15 protein-coding genes (1 of these 15 running past the window's edge) are annotated in these 17,885 nt (G+C 64.1%); 11 read left to right on the top strand and 4 right to left on the bottom strand.

The annotated features are described in order from the left end of the window. Positions 1–189 precede the first annotated feature (189 nt). The 10 genes from Amn_RS23155 (at position 190) to Amn_RS23110 (ending at position 13,258) form a co-directional block, all read left to right on the top strand. Positions 190–1,464 (top strand): aspartate kinase, encoded by a 1,275-nt coding sequence (locus tag Amn_RS23155; RefSeq protein WP_067957796.1) that lies wholly within the window; start codon positions 190–192, stop codon positions 1,462–1,464. Positions 1,465–1,540: 76 nt separating this feature from the next. Then, positions 1,541–3,817, top strand: a complete 2,277-nt coding sequence (gene ptsP, locus Amn_RS23150; protein ID WP_154386162.1) for a phosphoenolpyruvate--protein phosphotransferase — start codon at positions 1,541–1,543, stop codon at positions 3,815–3,817. Then, complete coding sequence (gene prfA / locus Amn_RS23145; protein ID WP_154386163.1) at positions 3,814–4,893, top strand: peptide chain release factor 1; 1,080 nt, start codon at positions 3,814–3,816, stop codon at positions 4,891–4,893. The genes ptsP and prfA overlap by 4 nt, the downstream gene beginning before the upstream one ends. Continuing rightward, a complete protein-coding gene (gene prmC, locus Amn_RS23140) occupies positions 4,886–5,740 on the top strand; it encodes a peptide chain release factor N(5)-glutamine methyltransferase (RefSeq protein WP_067957801.1) in 855 nt (284 codons plus the stop codon). The genes prfA and prmC overlap by 8 nt, the downstream gene beginning before the upstream one ends. Positions 5,741–6,074: 334 nt before the next feature. Further along, positions 6,075–6,848 (top strand): DUF4167 domain-containing protein, encoded by a 774-nt coding sequence (locus tag Amn_RS23135; protein ID WP_083948486.1) that lies wholly within the window; start codon positions 6,075–6,077, stop codon positions 6,846–6,848. Between the two features lie 313 nt (positions 6,849–7,161). Then, a complete protein-coding gene (gene clpB, locus Amn_RS23130) occupies positions 7,162–9,768 on the top strand; it encodes an ATP-dependent chaperone ClpB (protein ID WP_067957806.1) in 2,607 nt (868 codons plus the stop codon). 67 nt (positions 9,769–9,835) lie between these two features. Beyond that, positions 9,836–10,198: an MmcQ/YjbR family DNA-binding protein gene (locus Amn_RS23125; RefSeq protein WP_154386165.1), complete on the top strand. Its 363-nt coding sequence runs from the start codon at positions 9,836–9,838 to the stop codon at positions 10,196–10,198. Positions 10,199–10,375: 177 nt separating this feature from the next. After that, the gene (locus Amn_RS23120) at positions 10,376–11,752 is read left to right on the top strand and encodes a L,D-transpeptidase family protein (RefSeq protein ID WP_067957813.1); all 1,377 of its coding nucleotides are present in this window, start codon (positions 10,376–10,378) and stop codon (positions 11,750–11,752) included. A gap of 102 nt (positions 11,753–11,854) precedes the next feature. Beyond that, on the top strand, positions 11,855–12,703 hold the full coding sequence (locus Amn_RS23115; RefSeq protein ID WP_154386166.1) for a phosphotransferase family protein: 849 nt from the start codon (positions 11,855–11,857) through the stop codon (positions 12,701–12,703). Positions 12,704–12,763: 60 nt separating this feature from the next. Beyond that, the gene (locus Amn_RS23110; protein ID WP_067957822.1) at positions 12,764–13,258 is read left to right on the top strand and encodes a GNAT family N-acetyltransferase; all 495 of its coding nucleotides are present in this window, start codon (positions 12,764–12,766) and stop codon (positions 13,256–13,258) included. Between the two features lie 20 nt (positions 13,259–13,278). Here the strand turns inward: Amn_RS23110 and Amn_RS23105 are convergent, their stop codons facing one another. The 3 genes from Amn_RS23105 to Amn_RS23095 all read right to left on the bottom strand — a co-directional run bounded on the left by Amn_RS23105 (position 13,279) and on the right by Amn_RS23095 (position 14,888). Next, entirely contained in the window at positions 13,279–13,749 is a 471-nt protein-coding gene (locus tag Amn_RS23105; protein WP_154386167.1) for an SRPBCC family protein, read from the bottom strand. Further along, positions 13,746–14,084 carry an ArsR/SmtB family transcription factor gene (locus Amn_RS23100; protein WP_154386168.1) on the bottom strand — a complete coding sequence of 113 codons (339 nt, stop codon included), beginning with the start codon at positions 14,082–14,084 and terminating at the stop codon, positions 13,746–13,748. The genes Amn_RS23105 and Amn_RS23100 overlap by 4 nt, the downstream gene beginning before the upstream one ends. Positions 14,085–14,207: 123 nt before the next feature. Next, on the bottom strand, positions 14,208–14,888 hold the full coding sequence (locus tag Amn_RS23095) for a glutathione S-transferase family protein (RefSeq protein WP_154386169.1): 681 nt from the start codon (positions 14,886–14,888) through the stop codon (positions 14,208–14,210). 281 nt (positions 14,889–15,169) lie between these two features. Between Amn_RS23095 and Amn_RS23090 the strand changes: the two genes are divergently transcribed. Further along, positions 15,170–16,690: an MFS transporter gene (locus Amn_RS23090; RefSeq protein ID WP_286292235.1), complete on the top strand. Its 1,521-nt coding sequence runs from the start codon at positions 15,170–15,172 to the stop codon at positions 16,688–16,690. A 93-nt stretch (positions 16,691–16,783) separates the two neighbouring features. Here the strand turns inward: Amn_RS23090 and Amn_RS23085 are convergent, their stop codons facing one another. Further along, positions 16,784–17,885, bottom strand: the 3' portion of a protein-coding gene (locus tag Amn_RS23085; RefSeq protein ID WP_067957839.1) for a M23 family metallopeptidase. The gene runs 869 nt beyond the window's last position; the window shows 1,102 of its 1,971 coding nt (coding positions 870–1,971); its start codon lies off the right edge, out of view — the gene reads right to left on this strand; it ends in the stop codon at positions 16,784–16,786.

Below are 17,885 nucleotides of genomic sequence, written 5' to 3'. Positions count from 1 at the left end.
CCCGCGAGCCGTACCCATGGCGCTGTGCCGGCAAAAAGTCGCGATGATTTGTCTGGCCGGGCGTCCTTGCGGAATGCGTGGGTTTTGGCTATGCAGGCCGCGCATTCGACACCGTGCAATTCATCGGTGTTTTCATTCATTTTCCGGCCCCGTCGGGGCCGGCGTATATGGCAAGGGCATTTCGCTTCTATGGCGCGCATCGTGATGAAATTCGGCGGGACATCCGTCGCCGACATCGCCCGAATCCGCAACGTGGCGCGTCATGTCAAACGCGAGGTCGACGCCGGCCACGAAGTCGCTGTCGTCGTCTCGGCGATGTCGGGCAAGACCAACGAGCTGGTCGGCTGGGTGCAGGAGGCTTCGAAGGCCGAAGGCGCCAATTTCAACATTTACGACGCCCGCGAATATGACGCTGTGGTCGCCTCGGGCGAGCAGGTGACGTCGGGATTGCTGGCACTTGCGCTGCAGGCGATGGGGATAAATGCACGCTCCTGGCAGGGCTGGCAGATTCCGATCAAGACCGACAACGCCCATGGTGCCGCCCGCATCCTCGACATCGACGGCTCGTTCCTGATCAAGCGTTTCCAGGAAGGCCAGGTTGCTGTCGTCGCCGGTTTCCAGGGCATCGGCCCGGACAACCGCATCGCCACGCTGGGCCGTGGCGGGTCCGATACGTCGGCTGTCGCAATCGCGGCAGCGGTCAAGGCCGATCGCTGCGATATCTACACCGATGTCGACGGAGTCTATACGACCGACCCGCGCATCGAGCCCAAGGCGCGTCGCCTGTCGCGCATTTCGTTTGAAGAAATGCTCGAAATGGCTTCGCTCGGCGCGAAGGTGCTGCAGGTCCGCTCGGTCGAACTGGCCATGGTGCACAAGGTCCGTACCTTTGTGCGTTCTTCCTTCGAGGATCCCGATGCGCCCGGCATGGGCGATTTCCTCAACCCGCCTGGTACTCTCATTTGTGACGAGGATGAAATCGTGGAACAGCAGGTCGTCACCGGAATTGCCTATGCCAAGGACGAAGCCCAGGTCTCGCTGCGCCGTGTCGCGGACCGGCCGGGCGTTGCCGGCGGCATCTTCGGCCCATTGGCCGAGGCCAACATCAATGTCGACATGATCGTCCAGAACATTTCCGAGGACGGCAAGTTCACCGACATGACCTTCACCGTGCCGTCGGGCGACGTCAACAAGGCGCTTGCCGTGCTCGAGAAGATCCGCCCCGACATCGGCTATGATGCCGTCCAGCACGACGAGGGCATGTCCAAGGTGTCGGTCATCGGCATCGGCATGCGCAGCCATGCCGGCGTCGCCGCCACGGCCTTCCAGGCACTGGCATCGAAGGGCATCAACATCCGCGCCATCACCACCTCCGAGATCAAGATTTCGATCCTTATCGACGGGCCTTATACTGAACTTGCGGTTCGGACTTTGCATTCCGTCTACGGTCTGGATAAGCAGTAGTATTAGGAGTCGAGCGTCACCGCGTTGCCGGCGTGGCAAGCACGTGCCGCGCCGGGTCCAACCATGGAGACGGTGAATGATACGTGACATGGCCGCCGGGCCGCGCGTACTTCTGAAACGGCTCCGCGAATTGATGGCGGAGCCCCTCGAGCCACAGGAACGGCTCGACAGGATCGTGCGCGATATCGCCGCCAACATGGTGGCCGAAGTCTGCTCGCTCTATGTGCTCCGCGCCGACTCGGTGCTCGAGCTCTATGCGACCGTCGGTCTCAATCCCAACGCCGTCCACCTGGCGCAGTTGCGTCTCGGCCAGGGTCTGGTCGGCACGATTGCTGCCAGCGCCCGCGCGCTCAACCTGTCCAACGCCCAGGAACATCCCGCCTTCGCCTACCTGCCGGAGACAGGCGAGGAGATCTACCATTCGTTCCTCGGCGTGCCGGTGCTCAGGGCAGGGCGCACGCTCGGCGTTCTGGTCGTCCAGAACAAGACCATGCGGCACTACCGCGACGATGAGATCGAGGCGCTCGAAACCACCGCCATGGTGATTGCCGAGATGATCGCCTCGGGCGACATTGGTCGCCTCAGCCGTCCCGGCCTCGAACTCGATCTGTCGCGCCCGGCGAGCTTCACCGGCATTGCCTTCAACGAAGGTGTCGGCCTCGGCCATGTCGTGCTGCACGAGCCGCGCATCGTCGTCACCAACCTGTTCAACGAAGACAGCGACGAGGAGCTGCGCCGACTCGAGGATTCGCTCGGTTCCCTGCGCTTGTCGATCGACGACATGCTCGAACGCCGCGACGTCGCCTTCGAGGGCGAGCACCGCGAGGTTCTCGAAGCCTACCGGATGTTTGCCAACGACCGTGGCTGGGTGCGCCGTCTCGAAGAGGCGATCCGCAACGGCCTGACGGCGGAAGCTGCGGTCGAAAAGGTGCAGAGCGACATGCGCGCGCGCATGATGCACATGACCGATCCTTATCTGCGCGAGCGGATGAGCGATTTCGACGACCTCGCCAACCGCCTTTTGCGCCAGCTGCTGGGTCGCGGCCCCGAGACCATCGCCGAGAGCCTGCCCAAGGACGCCATCATCGTTGCGCGTTCGATGGGGGCGGCCGAGCTGCTCGACTATCCGCGGGATCGCTTGCGCGGCCTGGTGCTGGAAGACGGTGCGCCGACGTCCCACGTCGTCATCGTCGCGCGCGCCATGGGCATCCCCGTCGCCGGACAGATGAAGGGCGTCGTTTCCATGTCGGAGAACGGCGATCCGATCATCGTCGACGGTGTCGAAGGCGCTGTCCACCTTCGGCCGCAGCCCGATCTCGAAGCAGCCTATGCTGAAAAGGTGCGCTTTCGCGCCCGCCGCCAGGAACTCTACCGCGAACTGCGCAAGAAGCCGTCCGAAACAAAGGACGGCGTCAAGGTCGACCTGTTGATGAATGCCGGCCTCGCCGTCGACCTGCCGCAGCTCGCCGAGGCGGGGGCTGCCGGCATCGGCCTGTTCCGCACCGAGCTGCAGTTCATGGTGGCCTCGACGTTCCCGCGCGCCGAAGCGCAGGAGAAGCTCTACCGCGACGTGCTCGACACTGCGCGTGGCCGTCCCGTCACCTTCCGCACCATCGACATTGGCGGCGACAAGGTGCTGCCCTATTTCAAGGGCTCGGCGCAGGAAGAAGAAAACCCCGCACTTGGCTGGCGCGCCATCCGCCTCACGCTCGACCGTCCCGGCCTGTTGCGTACCCAGATCCGGGCGCTGCTCAAAGCCGCTGGCGGACGCGAGCTCAAGGTCATGCTGCCGATGGTCACCGAGCTTGGCGAGATCGCCCAGGCGCGCGAGATTATCGACCGCGAGGTCCGCCACCTCTCCCGCTTCGCGCACCATTTGCCGACGAGCCTGAAACTCGGCGCGATGATCGAGGTGCCGTCGCTGTTGTGGCAGCTCGACGAGCTGATGCAGGCCGTCGATTTCGTCTCGGTCGGCTCAAACGATCTGTTTCAGTTCGTCATGGCCGCCGACCGCGGCAACACTCAGCTTGCCGACCGCTTCGACACGCTGTCGGTGCCGTTCCTGCGCGTGCTGAAGCAGATCGCCGATGCCGGCCTGCGCAACCACACGCCGGTGACCCTGTGCGGCGAGCTCGCCGGGAAGCCGATCTCCGCGATGGCGCTGCTTGGCCTCGGCTACCGCTCTATCTCGATGTCGCCTGCTTCCATCGGTCCGGTCAAGGCGATGCTGACCGAACTGCCGCTTGGCGAACTTACCGCCTTCCTCGACGATAACCTTGCCGGTCCTGCCGCCCGCCTGCCGATGCGCGCGCTGCTCCAGGCCTTTGCGGACGACCGTTCCATACCATTATGATCAGCCTGCCCCACGACAGAATGAACCAAGTCGTCAAACGCTTCGACATGCTCGAAGCGCAGATGGCCGCCGGTCCGGCGCCCGACGTCTACGTCAAGCTCGCCTCCGAATATTCCGACATCCAGGACCTCGTGGCCAGGATCCGCGAATTGCGCTCCGCCGAGCAGGAGCTCGTCGATCTCGATGCGATGCTATCCGACAAGGGTACCGACGCCGAGATGCGGGCGCTGGCCGAGATGGACAAGCCCGAGGTCGAGGAGCGTATCGAGGCGCTGCAGCGCGAAATCCAGATCCTGCTGTTGCCCAAGGATGCTGCGGACGACAAGAACGCCATCCTCGAGATCCGCGCCGGTACCGGTGGCGACGAGGCCGCGCTTTTTGCCGGCGACCTCTACCGCATGTACGAACGCTATGCTGCCTCCAAGGGCTGGCGGTTCGAGGTCGTGTCGGCAAGCGACGGCGATGCCGGCGGCTTCAAGGAAGTCATTGCGGGTGTCTCGGGCAAGGGCGTGTTCGCGCATCTGAAGTTCGAGTCGGGCGTGCACCGCGTCCAGCGCGTGCCGGCAACCGAGGCCAGCGGCCGCATCCACACCTCCGCCGCCACAGTCGCGGTGCTGCCGGAGGCGGAGGAGGTCGACATCGATATCCGCGCCGAAGACATCCGCATCGACACCATGCGTGCCTCGGGCTCCGGCGGCCAGCACGTCAACACCACCGACTCGGCGGTGCGCATCACCCATCTGCCCACCGGCATCATGGTGGTGCAGGCGGAAAAATCGCAGCACCAGAACCGTGCGCGTGCGATGCAGATCCTGCGTGCCCGCCTCTATGACCTGGAGCGCAGCCGTGCCGATGAGGAACGCTCGTCGTCGCGCAAGTCACAGGTGGGTTCCGGCGATCGCTCCGAGCGCATCCGCACCTATAATTTTCCGCAGGGGCGCCTGACCGACCACCGCATCAACCTGACACTCTACAAGCTCGACCGGGTGATGATGGGCGAACTCGACGAGGTCGTCGACGCGCTGATCTCCGATCACCAGTCGAAGCTGCTGGCCGACATGGGCTCGGATGGCTGAGCGTCCGCTCGGCGAACTTCTGCGCCACGCGCGCCAGCGCCTTGCCGGTGCGGGCATCGCCGACGCGGCGTTCGACGCGCGGCTGCTCGTCGAGCACTTTTCAGGCACCACGCGCAGCGACGCAATTGCTTCGCCCGACAGGCCTGTGGCGCAGGTGGCCGAGATCGAGGCGGCGCTCGATCGCCGTATCGCCGGCGAGCCCGTGCATCGCATCCTCGGCTACCGCGATTTCTATGGCATGCGGCTCAGTCTCTCCACCGAGACGCTCGAACCGCGCCCCGATACTGAAACACTCGTCGACGCCGTGTTGCCTTTCGTCCATGCGACCGCTGTGCGTGAGAGTGTCTGCCGCATCCTCGATCTCGGCACCGGCACAGGCGCGATTGCACTGGCGCTGGTCACCCAGGAGCCAAAGGCCGAGGCCATCGGCGTCGACGTCTCGGAGGATGCACTGGCGACCGCCGCGGCCAACGCCGAAGCTCTTGGCGTGTCATCACGCTTTTCGGCAAAAAAATCCAACTGGTTTGCCGAGATTCAGGGCCGCCACCATTTAATCGTCTCAAATCCTCCCTATATATCCACTTCAGAGATCGACGATTTGCAGAACGAGGTTCGCAATTTTGATCCGCGCCGCGCGCTCGACGGTGGCCCGGACGGTCTTGAGCCATACAGGATGATCGCGTCGGGTGCCGGGCGCCACCTTGAAGAAGGTGGCCTTATCGGGCTCGAAATCGGGCACGACCAGCGCCACGACGTGACCGTGATATTCGAGCAAGCCGGCTACCATTTATCCGCCCATTACAAGGACTTGGGTGGCAATGACCGGGTGCTCGTATTCAGCTGCTGAGCAAGGCTTTTGGGCACTGCAAAAAACCGCTTGGCAAGGAAAGTGAATGCCGCTAGGTTCCCGGCAACCGGATGAGACGAAGCAGGCAGTGCTGTTACAAGATTCGGTTTCCATCGAAACTAGCTGCCTTCTTGCGTAGACGACGCTCTAGCTTCGTGCGGGGATCGTCCGGCAAGTGACATGAACCGAAACAGGATGGCATGTGGCGCCGACGCAGCAAGGCTGCGGGCGATCACCGGCGGAAAGATACGAAACGGCAGGCCGCCTAAGTGCCCCCGTTCGGATACTTCAACACAAAGAGAATCTGATGAGGCCACAACAGCAGAATAGGCGCATGCGCGGTCGGAATAACAACAATAATAACAACAATAATAACAACAACGGCAATAACAACCGCAAGGGTCCAAACCCGCTTACGCGTAACTACGAGAGCAACGGTCCGGACGTTAAGATTCGCGGCTCCGCGCAGCAGATCGCCGAAAAATACGCCACGCTGGCGCGCGATGCGCAAAGCTCAGGCGACCGCGTGATGGCCGAGAACTACCTACAGCACGCAGAGCACTATAATCGCATCATTGCCGCCGCCATGGCGCAGATGCCGATCCAGCAGCAGCAGCAGAGCCGCGACGACTTCGACGCCGACATGGACGACGAGCGCGACGAGGACAGCATCGGTAACAACGTTGCCGAGGTCCAGGTCCAGCAGCCTCAGCCGCAGCCGGTCGTCAACGGCACTGGCCCGCAGCCCGACATCGAAGGCACGCCGGCCGAGGTCGCTCTCAATCCGGAAGCCGCCGAAGGCCAGCCGCGCGAAGGCCGCCGCGAACGTCGTCCCAACCGCAACGAACGCCGCCCGCGCCATCAGGAGCAGCAGGCCGAAACTGCACCGACGGACGTCGTCGCCGTGGTCGAACAGCCGCAGCCTGACGTCGTGGTCACCGAGGCCGTCGTTGCTGAAGTTGCCCCTGCCACTGAGGCTGCCGAGGGCGAAGTTGTCGCGGCACCGCGTCGTGGCCGTCGTCCGCGCCGTGGCGAGCGCGCCGCAACCGAGGTGCAGGGCGAAGCTGGCGATACGCCGGCAGCCGAGCCTGCCGCCGTCGAAGGCTGATCGCCTTCGTAACCACGGGCTTCAAGCCATTTGAAAACGGCGGGATGAAAATCCCGCCGTTTTTGCTTTGACGTCGGCCAGGCGTGCCGGCCCGCAAATCGGGTTTGCTTTCGCAACGCACGACGCGCAGACTCCGGAAAACCCCGTATCATTTGGGCGTCAAAAAATGACGCCCAGCACTCCAGGTGTGCCTTGAGGTATATCGTCCTACGCACCATATCAGCCTCAGTTGGATCCGGCCCGGTCGGGCGGGTCCGTCACCTTGAACCTGGCCGGTGCCGCAAAGCGGGCCGGTACGGAATGGAGACACCGAATGAATCTTGAGAAGTATTCCGAGCGCGTCCGCGGCTTCATCCAGTCGGCCCAGACCTATGCGCTTTCCAACAATCACCAGCAGTTCACGCCCGAGCACATCCTCAAGGTGCTGATGGATGATGACGAAGGCCTTGCCTCGTCGCTGATCGAGCGCGCCGGCGGTAACGCCCGGGATGTCAGGCTCGGCGTCGAGGCCGCCATCAAGGCGATGCCGAAGGTCGAGGGCGCCGGCGGCCAGCTCTATCTGGCGCAGCCGCTCGCCAAGGTGTTTTCGACCGCAGAAGACCTGGCCAAGAAGGCCGGCGACAGCTTCGTCACCGTCGAGCGTCTGCTGACTGCGCTTGCCGTCGAGAAGTCGGCCAAGACCGCCGACATCCTCGCCAAGGCAGGTGTCACGGCGCAGGCGCTCAATGCTGCGATCAACGATATCCGCAAGGGCCGCACCGCCGACTCGGCTAGTGCCGAGCAGGGCTATGACGCGTTGAAGAAATACGCGCGCGACCTCACCGCCGATGCCCGCGCCGGCAAACTCGATCCGGTCATTGGCCGCGACGACGAGATCCGTCGCACCATCCAGGTGCTGTCACGGCGCACCAAGAACAATCCCGTACTGATCGGTGAGCCGGGCGTCGGCAAGACCGCCATCGCCGAAGGATTGGCCCTGCGCATCGTCAATGGCGACGTGCCCGAAAGCCTCAAGGACAAGCAACTGATGGCGCTCGACATGGGCGCGCTGATTGCCGGCGCCAAGTATCGCGGCGAGTTCGAGGAGCGGCTGAAGGCCGTTCTGTCGGAAGTCACTGCGGCTGCCGGCGGGATCATCCTGTTCATCGACGAGATGCACACGCTCGTCGGCGCCGGCAAGGCCGATGGCGCGATGGATGCGTCCAACCTGCTGAAACCGGCCTTGGCGCGCGGTGAGCTGCATTGCGTTGGTGCCACCACGCTTGATGAGTACCGCAAGCATGTCGAAAAGGACGCGGCCCTTGCTCGTCGCTTCCAGCCCGTGTTCGTTTCCGAGCCGACGGTCGAGGACACCATCTCGATCCTGCGTGGCCTGAAGGAGAAATACGAGCAGCACCACAAGGTGCGTATCTCGGACTCGGCACTGGTCGCGGCTGCCACGCTGTCGAACCGCTACATCACCGACCGCTTCCTGCCCGACAAGGCAATCGACCTCGTCGACGAGGCCGGCTCGCGGCTGCGCATGCAGATCGATTCCAAGCCGGAAGCCCTCGACGAGATCGACCGCCGCATCATGCAGCTGAAGATCGAACGCGAGGCGCTCAAGCTCGAAAAGGACGACGCCTCCCGCGACCGGCTCGAAAGGCTCGAGAAGGAGCTGGCCGGGCTCGAGGAAGAGTCGACCAGGGTGACCAGCCAGTGGATGGCCGAGAAGGAAAAACTCGGTCTCGCCGCCGACCTCAAGGGCCAGCTCGAGGAAGCCCGCAACGAACTCGCCATCGCCCAGCGCAAGGGCGAGTTCCAGAAGGCGGGCGAGCTTGCCTATGGCCGCATCCCCGAGCTCGAAAAGAAGCTCGTCGAGGCCGAGGCGCAGGAAAGCCGCGGCACGATGGTCGAGGAGACCGTCACGCCCGACCATGTCGGCCATGTTGTTTCGCGCTGGACCGGCATCCCGGTCGACAAGATGCTCGAAGGCGAGCGCGAGAAGCTGTTGCGGATGGAAGACGAGATCGGTGTTCGCGTCGTCGGCCAGGGCGAAGCCGTCCAGGCGGTGTCCAAGGCCGTCCGCCGTGCCCGTGCCGGCCTGCAGGATCCGAACCGGCCGATCGGCTCGTTCATGTTCTTGGGCCCGACCGGTGTCGGCAAGACCGAGCTCACCAAAGCGCTCGCCGACTATCTGTTCGACGACGAGCATGCGCTGGTGCGTATCGACATGTCCGAGTACATGGAGAAGCACTCCGTTGCCCGGCTGATCGGCGCACCTCCCGGCTATGTCGGCTACGAGGAGGGCGGGGCGCTGACCGAGGCCGTGCGGCGCAGGCCCTATCAGGTCGTGCTGTTCGACGAGATCGAAAAGGCGCATCCTGATGTCTTCAACGTGCTGCTGCAGGTGCTCGACGATGGCCGCCTGACCGATGGTCAGGGCCGCACCGTCGACTTCCGCAACACGCTGATCATCATGACGTCCAATCTCGGCGCCGAATATCTCGTGGCGCTCGGCGAGGACGAGGATGTCGACAAGGTCCGTGACGAGGTCATGGGCGTGGTCAAGGCGTCGTTCCGGCCGGAGTTCCTGAATCGTGTCGACGAGGTCATCCTGTTCCATCGCCTGCGTCGCCAGGACATGGGCCGGATCGTCGAGATCCAGCTCAAGCGGCTCGAAAAGCTGCTGTCCGATCGCAAGATCACGCTGTCGCTCGACAAGGACGCAATCGACTGGCTCGCCAACAAGGGGTACGACCCGGCCTATGGCGCCCGCCCGCTCAAGCGCGTCATCCAGAAGGAGCTGCAGGACCCGCTCGCCGAGAAGATTCTGATGGGCGACATTCTCGACGGCTCGACCGTCAAGATCACCTCGGGCTCGGACCGGCTCAACTTCCGCTCCAAGCCAACGGTGGTGAGCGAAGAGGCGGCTGCCTGAGCAGCGACAAAAGCCCTCCCCCTTCCTGGGGAGGGCTTTTTCTTATCGGCCGCCTGGGGGAGCTGCGATGACACTCGACGATTACAACGGCTTCTGCGCCTCGTTGCCACACACGACCCATGTCGTGCAGTGGGGCGGGGCGCATGTCTGGAAGGTCGGCGGCAAGGTCTTCGCCATCGCCGGGTGGAGCGATGGTGCCGGGCTCGCCGTCACCTTCAAGGTGTCCGAGATGGCATTCGACATTTTGAAGGAGCAGCCCGGTCTCCGGCCAGCGCCCTATCTTGCCTCGCGCGGCATGAAGTGGATCCAGCGCCAGAACGGCGAAACCATGGACGACGAGGGGCTGCGCGACTATATCGGCGAGAGCCACCGGATGATCGCGGCCAAGCTGCCGAAGGCAATGCGCAAGCAGCTCGGCCTTCCCGCCTGACCCGCGATTCTCAGGCGCCGCGCGGTCTGCCAAGGCCTCAAAATCCTGCTAACACGGTCATTTTCATGCCCCGTTCATGTTGGAAGGGTTAGCAGATCGTTATTGGATGTCAGTGGATAACAGTGATTCACGGCGGCCGGCCTGTGGGCGGCCGAGATTCGGAGAGATGTGGCGACCATGTTGCGCAAGATCGTTGTGCTTTCGGCCATGGCCACCGGCCTGTCGGCGCTCCAGGCAGCGGCCGCGATCGTGCCGTCAGGCGAGCCCGTCTCGCCACGCGTGCGGGTTGGCCAGAACCTGCTCCAGCTTGCCCAGAGCGAGGTCGAGGTCTTCTACGACAGCCGCGGCAACCGTGTGCTCGTCGATCCCTACACCGGCAAGGTCATCGCCGTGCAGCCGCCGGAGAGCCGCCTCAACCGCCAGGCCTTGCGCCGCGAACTGCGCCGCCAGGAGCTGCGCCGCGACTACCGCCAGGGCGACGTGCTGATCGGACCGGCGGATGACGGCTATTACAGCGACGACGCGCTTGCCGTTCCGGCCGAACCCAATGGTGACGACTACTATAACAGCGATCCCAACGCCTTCCCCGAGGCGCCAAGCGGGCCGCGTGTCGTTTCGCGCGAACCGCTCCAGAGCCCGGACGACCAGCCGGCGCTGCCGGCCAACCCGCGCATCACCGATCGGCCGCTCGAGCCGTCCATCGCGGTCAAGGGCCGCGAGGACGTCGCTTCGCTGCAGATACTTCTCGATCGCCTCGGCGCTTCGCCCGGTGTCATCGACGGGCGTTTCGGTTCGAACGTCGACAAGGCGCTTGTCGCCTATAACGAGATGACCGGCGCCAGCCTGAAGTCGACTGACGCCGAAGGCATCAAGCAGGCGCTTGCCGAAACAGGCGGCGACGCCTTCGGCTCCTACACCATCACGCCGGAGGACGCCGCCGGCCCTTACATCGCCTCGGTTCCGGCCGACTACAGCGAGAAGGCCCAGCTCGAGCGCATGGCCTTCACCTCGGTCACCGAAATGCTCGCCGAGCGTTTCCACATGGACGAGAACTATCTCAAGGCGATCAATCCGGACGTCAATTTCAACCGCCCGGGCACCATCGTGAAGGTCGCCAATTTTGGCAAGCTGGTGAACAAGCCGGTGTCGCGCATCGTTGCCGACAAGGGGCTGAAGCAGGTTCGCGCCTACAACGAGGCCGGCCAGCTCGTCGCCGCCTATCCGGCGACCATCGGCTCGGGCGACACGCCGTCGCCGACCGGTATTCATGCGGTGTCGCGCGTCGCGCTCGACCCCAACTACACCTACAATCCCAAGATCAATTTCAAGCAGGGCGAAAACAACAAGGTCCTGACCATCCCGCCGGGCCCGAACGGCCCTGTCGGTTCGGTCTGGATCGCGCTGGACAAGCCGACCTACGGCATCCACGGCACCCCGGATCCCTCCAAGATCGGCAAGACCGAAAGCCATGGCTGCGTGCGCCTGACCAACTGGGACGCGCGCGAACTCGCCAAGATCGTCAAGGCAGGCGTGCCGGTCGAATTCATGGAGTAGCTCCGCTAGTGCCGCAATGGCCGTGGAGAGACCCTCCGCGGCTCGGAACTTTTGCCACCTGCGGCGACACGGTTCCGGCTCATTGCCGACGGACGATTTTCGATGATCCAGCCGACAGCTCGGGAAATCGCCGAGGCCCTGCATCAGCCCGAATTCCTGTCCGCAACCGTCATCGACAGCGGCCAGAACAACCGCATCTTCGATACGGGCAAGGTCATCGTGCGGATACCCCGGCACGACGAGGCGCGCCGCGATCTTGCCCGCGAGGCCGACGTGCTCGCCGTCCTGGCGCCGATGCTTCCCGTGCCGGTGCCCGCGCCGGAGCTGAGAAACGTCGGCGCGTATGTCGTCGCCGTCCATCGCAAGCTGCCCGGCGAGCCGCTGCTGTCGCTCGATGGAATGACTGCTGCGCAGGCGCAGGAACTGGCCCGAGACCTCGCGCTGTTCCTGTGCGCGCTTCATGCGCTCCCACAAGACATGCTGAGGGACGCCGCTCCCGCTGACCCCATGGCCGAGTGGCGCGATCTTCTTGAGCGGCTTGAAGCCAAGGCGCTGCCGTTGCTGCCGGCTGCCGTCGCCAATTCCATCCGCAACAGTTTCATCAGGTTTCTAGGGCGTGTCCCCGACGCTCCGCGCACCATCACGCATGGCGATTTCGGCACCGGCAACATCCTCGTCGACAAGGGCAGGGTTTCAGGCGTCATCGATTTCGCCGGCTGCGGGGCGGGCGATCCCGCCTATGATCTCGCCAGCCTGTCGGCCGGGCTGGGCGACGATGTCCTCGCGCTGATGGCGCCGCATTATTCCGGCATCGCCGGGATGCGGGATCGCATCACCTTCTACCGCAGCACTTTTCCGCTGCTCGACGTTCTGTTCGGTGTCGACCATGGCGATGCGGTCGCACTCGACGCCGGGCTGCGATCCCTGACGGCCGGCAACGTACCGGCCTGACTTGCGCCTTGCATTTGGGCCATGGCTGCCGACAAGTGTCCGGAGAATCGAGGTAGCGAGATGTACATCCGTTCCGAACAGCCGGCCGACGTCGACACGATCCGCGCGCTCACCCGTGCCGCCTTCGCGGACGCCCCGCATTCGAGCCAGACCGAAGCGGCGATCGTCGATGCCTTGCGCGATGCCGGTGCGCTGACGCTGTCGCTGATAGCCGAGGACGGCGGCAAGATCCTTGGGCATGTCGCCTTCTCGCCCGTCACCGTCGGCGGTGACGCAGGCTGGTATGGCCTCGGGCCGGTGTCGGTCTGGCCCGACAACCAGGGCAAGGGCATCGGCCAGGCGCTGATCCGCCTCGGGCTCGACGCGCTGCGTGGGATGGGCGCCAAGGGCTGCGTCCTCATCGGCGACCCGGCCTATTACAGCCGTTTCGATTTCGTCGCCGACCCCGCCGTCACCTATGCCGGCCTGCCGCCGCAATATGTCCAGCGGCTGGCCTTCGGCGACGCCGTCCCCCGCGGCGAGATCGTCTACCACGCCGGCTTCGAAGCGAGCTGAGCCAGCCGGGCTACGAGCACTCAGTGTACGCTCGCCGTCTCCCTGCTGAGGATGTCCACCAGCCGGTCGAAGCCAGTTCCGGTGCCCGAAATCCGCGCCGCCATCGCCTCGGCGGTGCCGAGAAAAGCCAGCTGCTCGGTGAACCGCATCCGCGTCTGGCCGGCTTCGGGCAAAAGCTGGATCGTGGCCAGCGATGCAGAGATGCGTTTGCCGCCATGGCTCATCTCGAAACCATAAATGATGCGCTCGCCGGCCACGATGTCGAAGTAGTCGGCGCGGAATGCCAACTCGGCACCGTCGGGCATACGCCAGCGCTTGGCCTCGATGCCGCCGACGCGAAAATCGAAACTGTCCTCAAGCGTCACCCAGTCGGCATGGCAGTCGTTCCACGCCCGCTTCAGCGCCTGGTCCGACCAGAAGCGGAAGGCGTGCCTGGGCGACGCCGGCAGCTTGCGCTCGACGACGAAGGTCTTGTGTGCCACGTCGGTCATTCACCTTCCTCCCCGGGAAAATCCTTCATTGCCTGGACAAGGCGGTCGAATTCCTCGTTCATCGCAGTCTGCCGCTGTCTCACCCAGTCGTCTATCTCGGACAGTGCCGCGGGTTCGATCGTGTAGGTGCGGGTCCGGCCGACCTTGCGCGAGGCGACGATGCCGCCGTCCTCGAGCACCTTCAGATGTTTCAACGCCGAGGGCAGCCGCATGCCTTGCGGTTCGGCCAGCTGCTTGACGGTTGCCGGACCCATGCTCAGCCGCTCGACCATGCCGCGCCGGCCGGCGTCGGCAAGGGCGGTGAAAACGCGGTCCAGTCGTTGTGCCTCGATCATCGGCCTGTCCCCTTGCTGTGCTCAGAGCAATTCCAGGAAAAGTGTGCAGCGGTTCTGCGTCCGGAATTGCTCGAAAACAGAGAGATAGAGAGATTCCGCGATTCGAAGAAAAGCGGAAACGCTCTAGTCATGAAGGAAGCGCTCCGGCATCAGTTCGCGATAGGGGAAGAAACGGAAATAGGGCCGCGCTTCGCCGACCGTCCGTCGCACCGACGGCCGCGCCATCAGCCGCTCGAAATAGGCGGCGAGATTGTGCTGGTCGCTGGCGAAGGGATGAACGATCGAGGCGTAAAACAGGCCCGGTGCCGCCGCGCAGTCTGCAATGGTGAAGTCCTCGCCCGCCGCCCAGTTCTTGTCCGCCAACTGGCGCTCTATCATCACATAGGCGGTGTCGAGCGTCCGCCGCGCATCGGCCACGCCGACCGGATCGTTGCCGCCTTCGGGCCGTATCCTGTCGGTGACGACCTTCTGCATCGGCACGCTGACATAAAGATCGAAGAAGCGGTCCCACAGCCTGGCGTCAAGCCTGCGCTCGGCATCCGCCGGCAGCATCGGCGCCGGCCCGGGATAATGCCGATCGAGATATTCGATGATGATGCTGGTCTCCGGCACCGTGCGATCGCGGAAGTCGTCGCGCAGCACCGGAATCTTGCCCACCGCCCATTTCGCCGCCAGCGCCGCCGTCTCTTCCGGTTCACCGAGGTCCACTGTCACAGGGATAAATTCGGTCCCATTCTCATAAAGCGCAATCAGCACCTTGTGGCAGAAGGCAGCGAGAGGGTGGGAATAAAGCGTCAGCGCCATTGCAGGGCTCCAGATAGTTTCCATACTCGGAAACTATTGCAGCGAGTTCGACTGCGCAAGAGAAAGTTTCCTTATGTGGAAACTATTCGCAGGGAGCTGGAGATCGAAGAGGGAGAGCTTTTCCACGGGGGCAGAGGGTCCCGGGCCTCGTTTTGCTCGCCCGGATGACGAGCTTGACCTGCTGCCGAGCGCCACGATACGGCAAGCCCATGTCGCCTGGCTTCCAGAATTCGTCCCCCTGGTCGCTTCCTGCGCAAAGCTTGCCCACATAGTCTCCAGCCATGGACATTTCCGACACCGCACCGACCCCGGCCAACAACAGCCACGTCTTCTGTCCGCCCGATGCGCGGCGCTATGTGCTCATCTCGGCGATCCTTGCCTCCAGCATGGGCTTCATCGACGGCTCGGTGGTGTCGCTGGCGATGCCGGTCATCCGGGCTGATCTCGGCGCCTCGCTCGTCGACGCACAGTGGATCAGCAACGGGTACATGCTGTTTTTGTCGGCGCTGGTGCTGCTCGGCGGCGCTGCCGGCGATGTTTTTGGGGTGCGCAACATCTTTGCTGCCGGCATCATCCTGTTCATGGTCACTTCGGCGGCCTGCGCGCTCGCTGTCGACGCCGAGATGCTGATCATCATGCGCGCGGCACAAGGCATCGGTGCCGCGCTGATGGTGCCGGGCAGCCTCGCCATCATTGCCAAATCCTATCCCAACGCGACGCGCGGCAAGGCCATCGGCCAATGGGCGGCGTTCTCGTCGCTGACAACCGCGATGGGGCCGTTCGTCGGCGGCATGGTGCTGTCTTTCGGCGCCGAATGGATGTGGCGGCTGATCTTCGCCATCAACGTACCGATCGGGCTCGTCGCCCTCACCATGCTGCTCAGCAAGGTGCCACAGGACCGGCCGTCGTCCAAGCGTCGGCTCGACATTGCAGGTGCGATGCTGGCAACCGTCGGCCTCGGCCTGATGGCCTGGGGCCTGACCGCCTTCGGCCTGCCCGCAGACGTTCGTTCTGTCTCGCCATGGCTGTGGATCGCGGTCGGGGGTGCAATCTTCGCCGGCTTCATTGTCTGGGAGAAGTGGGCGCGGGCGCCGATGGTCAAACTCGAGCTGTTCGCCTCACGTGCCTTCACCGGCGCCAATCTCTACACGTTGATCCTGTTCTTCGCCTTCAATGCAGTGCTGTTCTTCCTGCCGATGACCGTCGTTTCCGGCTGGGGTGCCAAGGAATGGGAGGCGAGCCTGCTGTTCCTGCCGCTGTCCTTGTTCATCGCAGGCTTGTCGAGCTATTCGGGCCGGCTGTCCGACGCCATCGGCCCGCGCTGGCCGCTGACCGTGGGTGCGGCAATCGTCGGCATCTCTTATGCAGGCCTTGCGCTGACAATGCCGCTGATGATGCTCTGGCAGGTGACGTTCCCTATCCTGCTGCTCAAGGGCCTCGGCATGGCCATCGTCGTCTCGCCGGTGTCGGCGGCGGTGATGCGGGCGACACCGGAGGAGGACACCGGGCTTGCCTCCGGCATCAACAACGCGCTCGCCCGGGCCGCCGGCCTGATGGCGGTGGCCTCGCTTGGTGCCGTTGCAGGTGTGGTCTTTGCGAATGTCCTGGGAACGGCTGCACCGGGCGTCGAGTTCGGCGCTTACGTGGCTGCGCCGCTCGACGCGGGTGCGGAAGCCTTGCGGGTTTCGGCGACAAACAGCGCCTTTGCGGCGATCGCGGCGATTGCGGCCGCGATGTGCTTCGTCGCGGCAGCCGTCGCCTGGTTCACCCAGCCGTCGTGGAAAAGGCAGGAAAAAGCCTAGTTGTCGTTACGCAATTCCTGGGAAAACCGCCGCGCATTTTTCCTGGAGTTGCTTGAAATGGTCCATATCCCTCCCTTGACCAACACGGATACTCTAGCCGCTGACCTTGGCGGTGCTCGCGACCTTCAGTGCGTCCTTGTTTTCGTCCTTGAGCAGGTCGTCGATTCTCTCGCGCTCGCGTTTGAAGGCGACCAGTTCCTCGCCCTTGAGCACGCGGCCGGTGGGCAGGCGCACGCGCATCGGGTCGACTTTGGTGCCGTTGACGATCAGCTCGTAATGCAGATGCGCGCCGGTCGACAGGCCGGTGGTGCCGACATAGCCGATGACCTGGCCCTGACGGACGCGGGCGCCGGGGACGACGCCGGGTGCGATGCGGCTCTGGTGATTGTACGACGTCTCGTAGCCATTGGTGTGGCGGATGATGGTCTGCTTGCCGTAGCCGCCGGCCCAGCCGGCCTTCTCGACGACACCATTGCCCGAGGCGATGATCGGCGTGCCGGTGGGGGCGGCCCAGTCGACGCCGGTGTGCATCTTGACGTAGCCGAGGATCGGATGCTTGCGGCCGCCGAAACCGGAGCGGAACTTGCCGTTGGGCAGCGGGTTGCGCAGCAGGAACTGGCGCGCGCTGCGGCCGTCCTCGTCGAAATAGTCGACTGCGCCGTCGCCCATCTGGAAGCGGTAGAAGTTGCGCGTGTTGCCACCGAAATTCGCCGAGACATAAAGCAGTTCGGAATCGGCCGAGGCCTTGTCGTCGCCATCGGGCTGCGAGAAGAACACCTCGATGCGGTCTGACGGATTGAGCCGCGACTGGAAGTCGACGTCGGACGACAGCAGCCGGACCAGCTTTTTGGTCATGTCTTGTGACATGCCGTAGGAATAGGCCGCCCGATAGATGCCGTCATAAACGGTCGGCAGCGCGCCGCGCGAGGTTGTCGGCACCGTCGGCGTGTCCTCGAAAGCGGTGGCGATCTCGGGGTTCGGCTCTGGCTCATCGCCGGGAACGAACTGGTCGCGGTCGTCGAGCGCGATGGTCAGGATGTGCTGTGAGCGGTCGTAGACGCTGGTGCGAACGATCTTGCCGACGTCGCCACGGACCTCGAGGCCGACGCGCAGCACGGTGCCGGCCTTGAGCGCGGTCGCATTAAGCAGCCGTGACACCGCATTGGCCATGCCTTGGGCGTCCTCGCCTGAATAG

It is taken from the genome of Aminobacter sp. Y103A (assembly GCF_030294925.1).
In the GTDB taxonomy this organism is placed as follows: Bacteria; Pseudomonadota; Alphaproteobacteria; order Rhizobiales; family Rhizobiaceae; genus Aminobacter; species Aminobacter ciceronei.
This window is presented reverse-complemented; position numbering and strand designations above follow the sequence as displayed.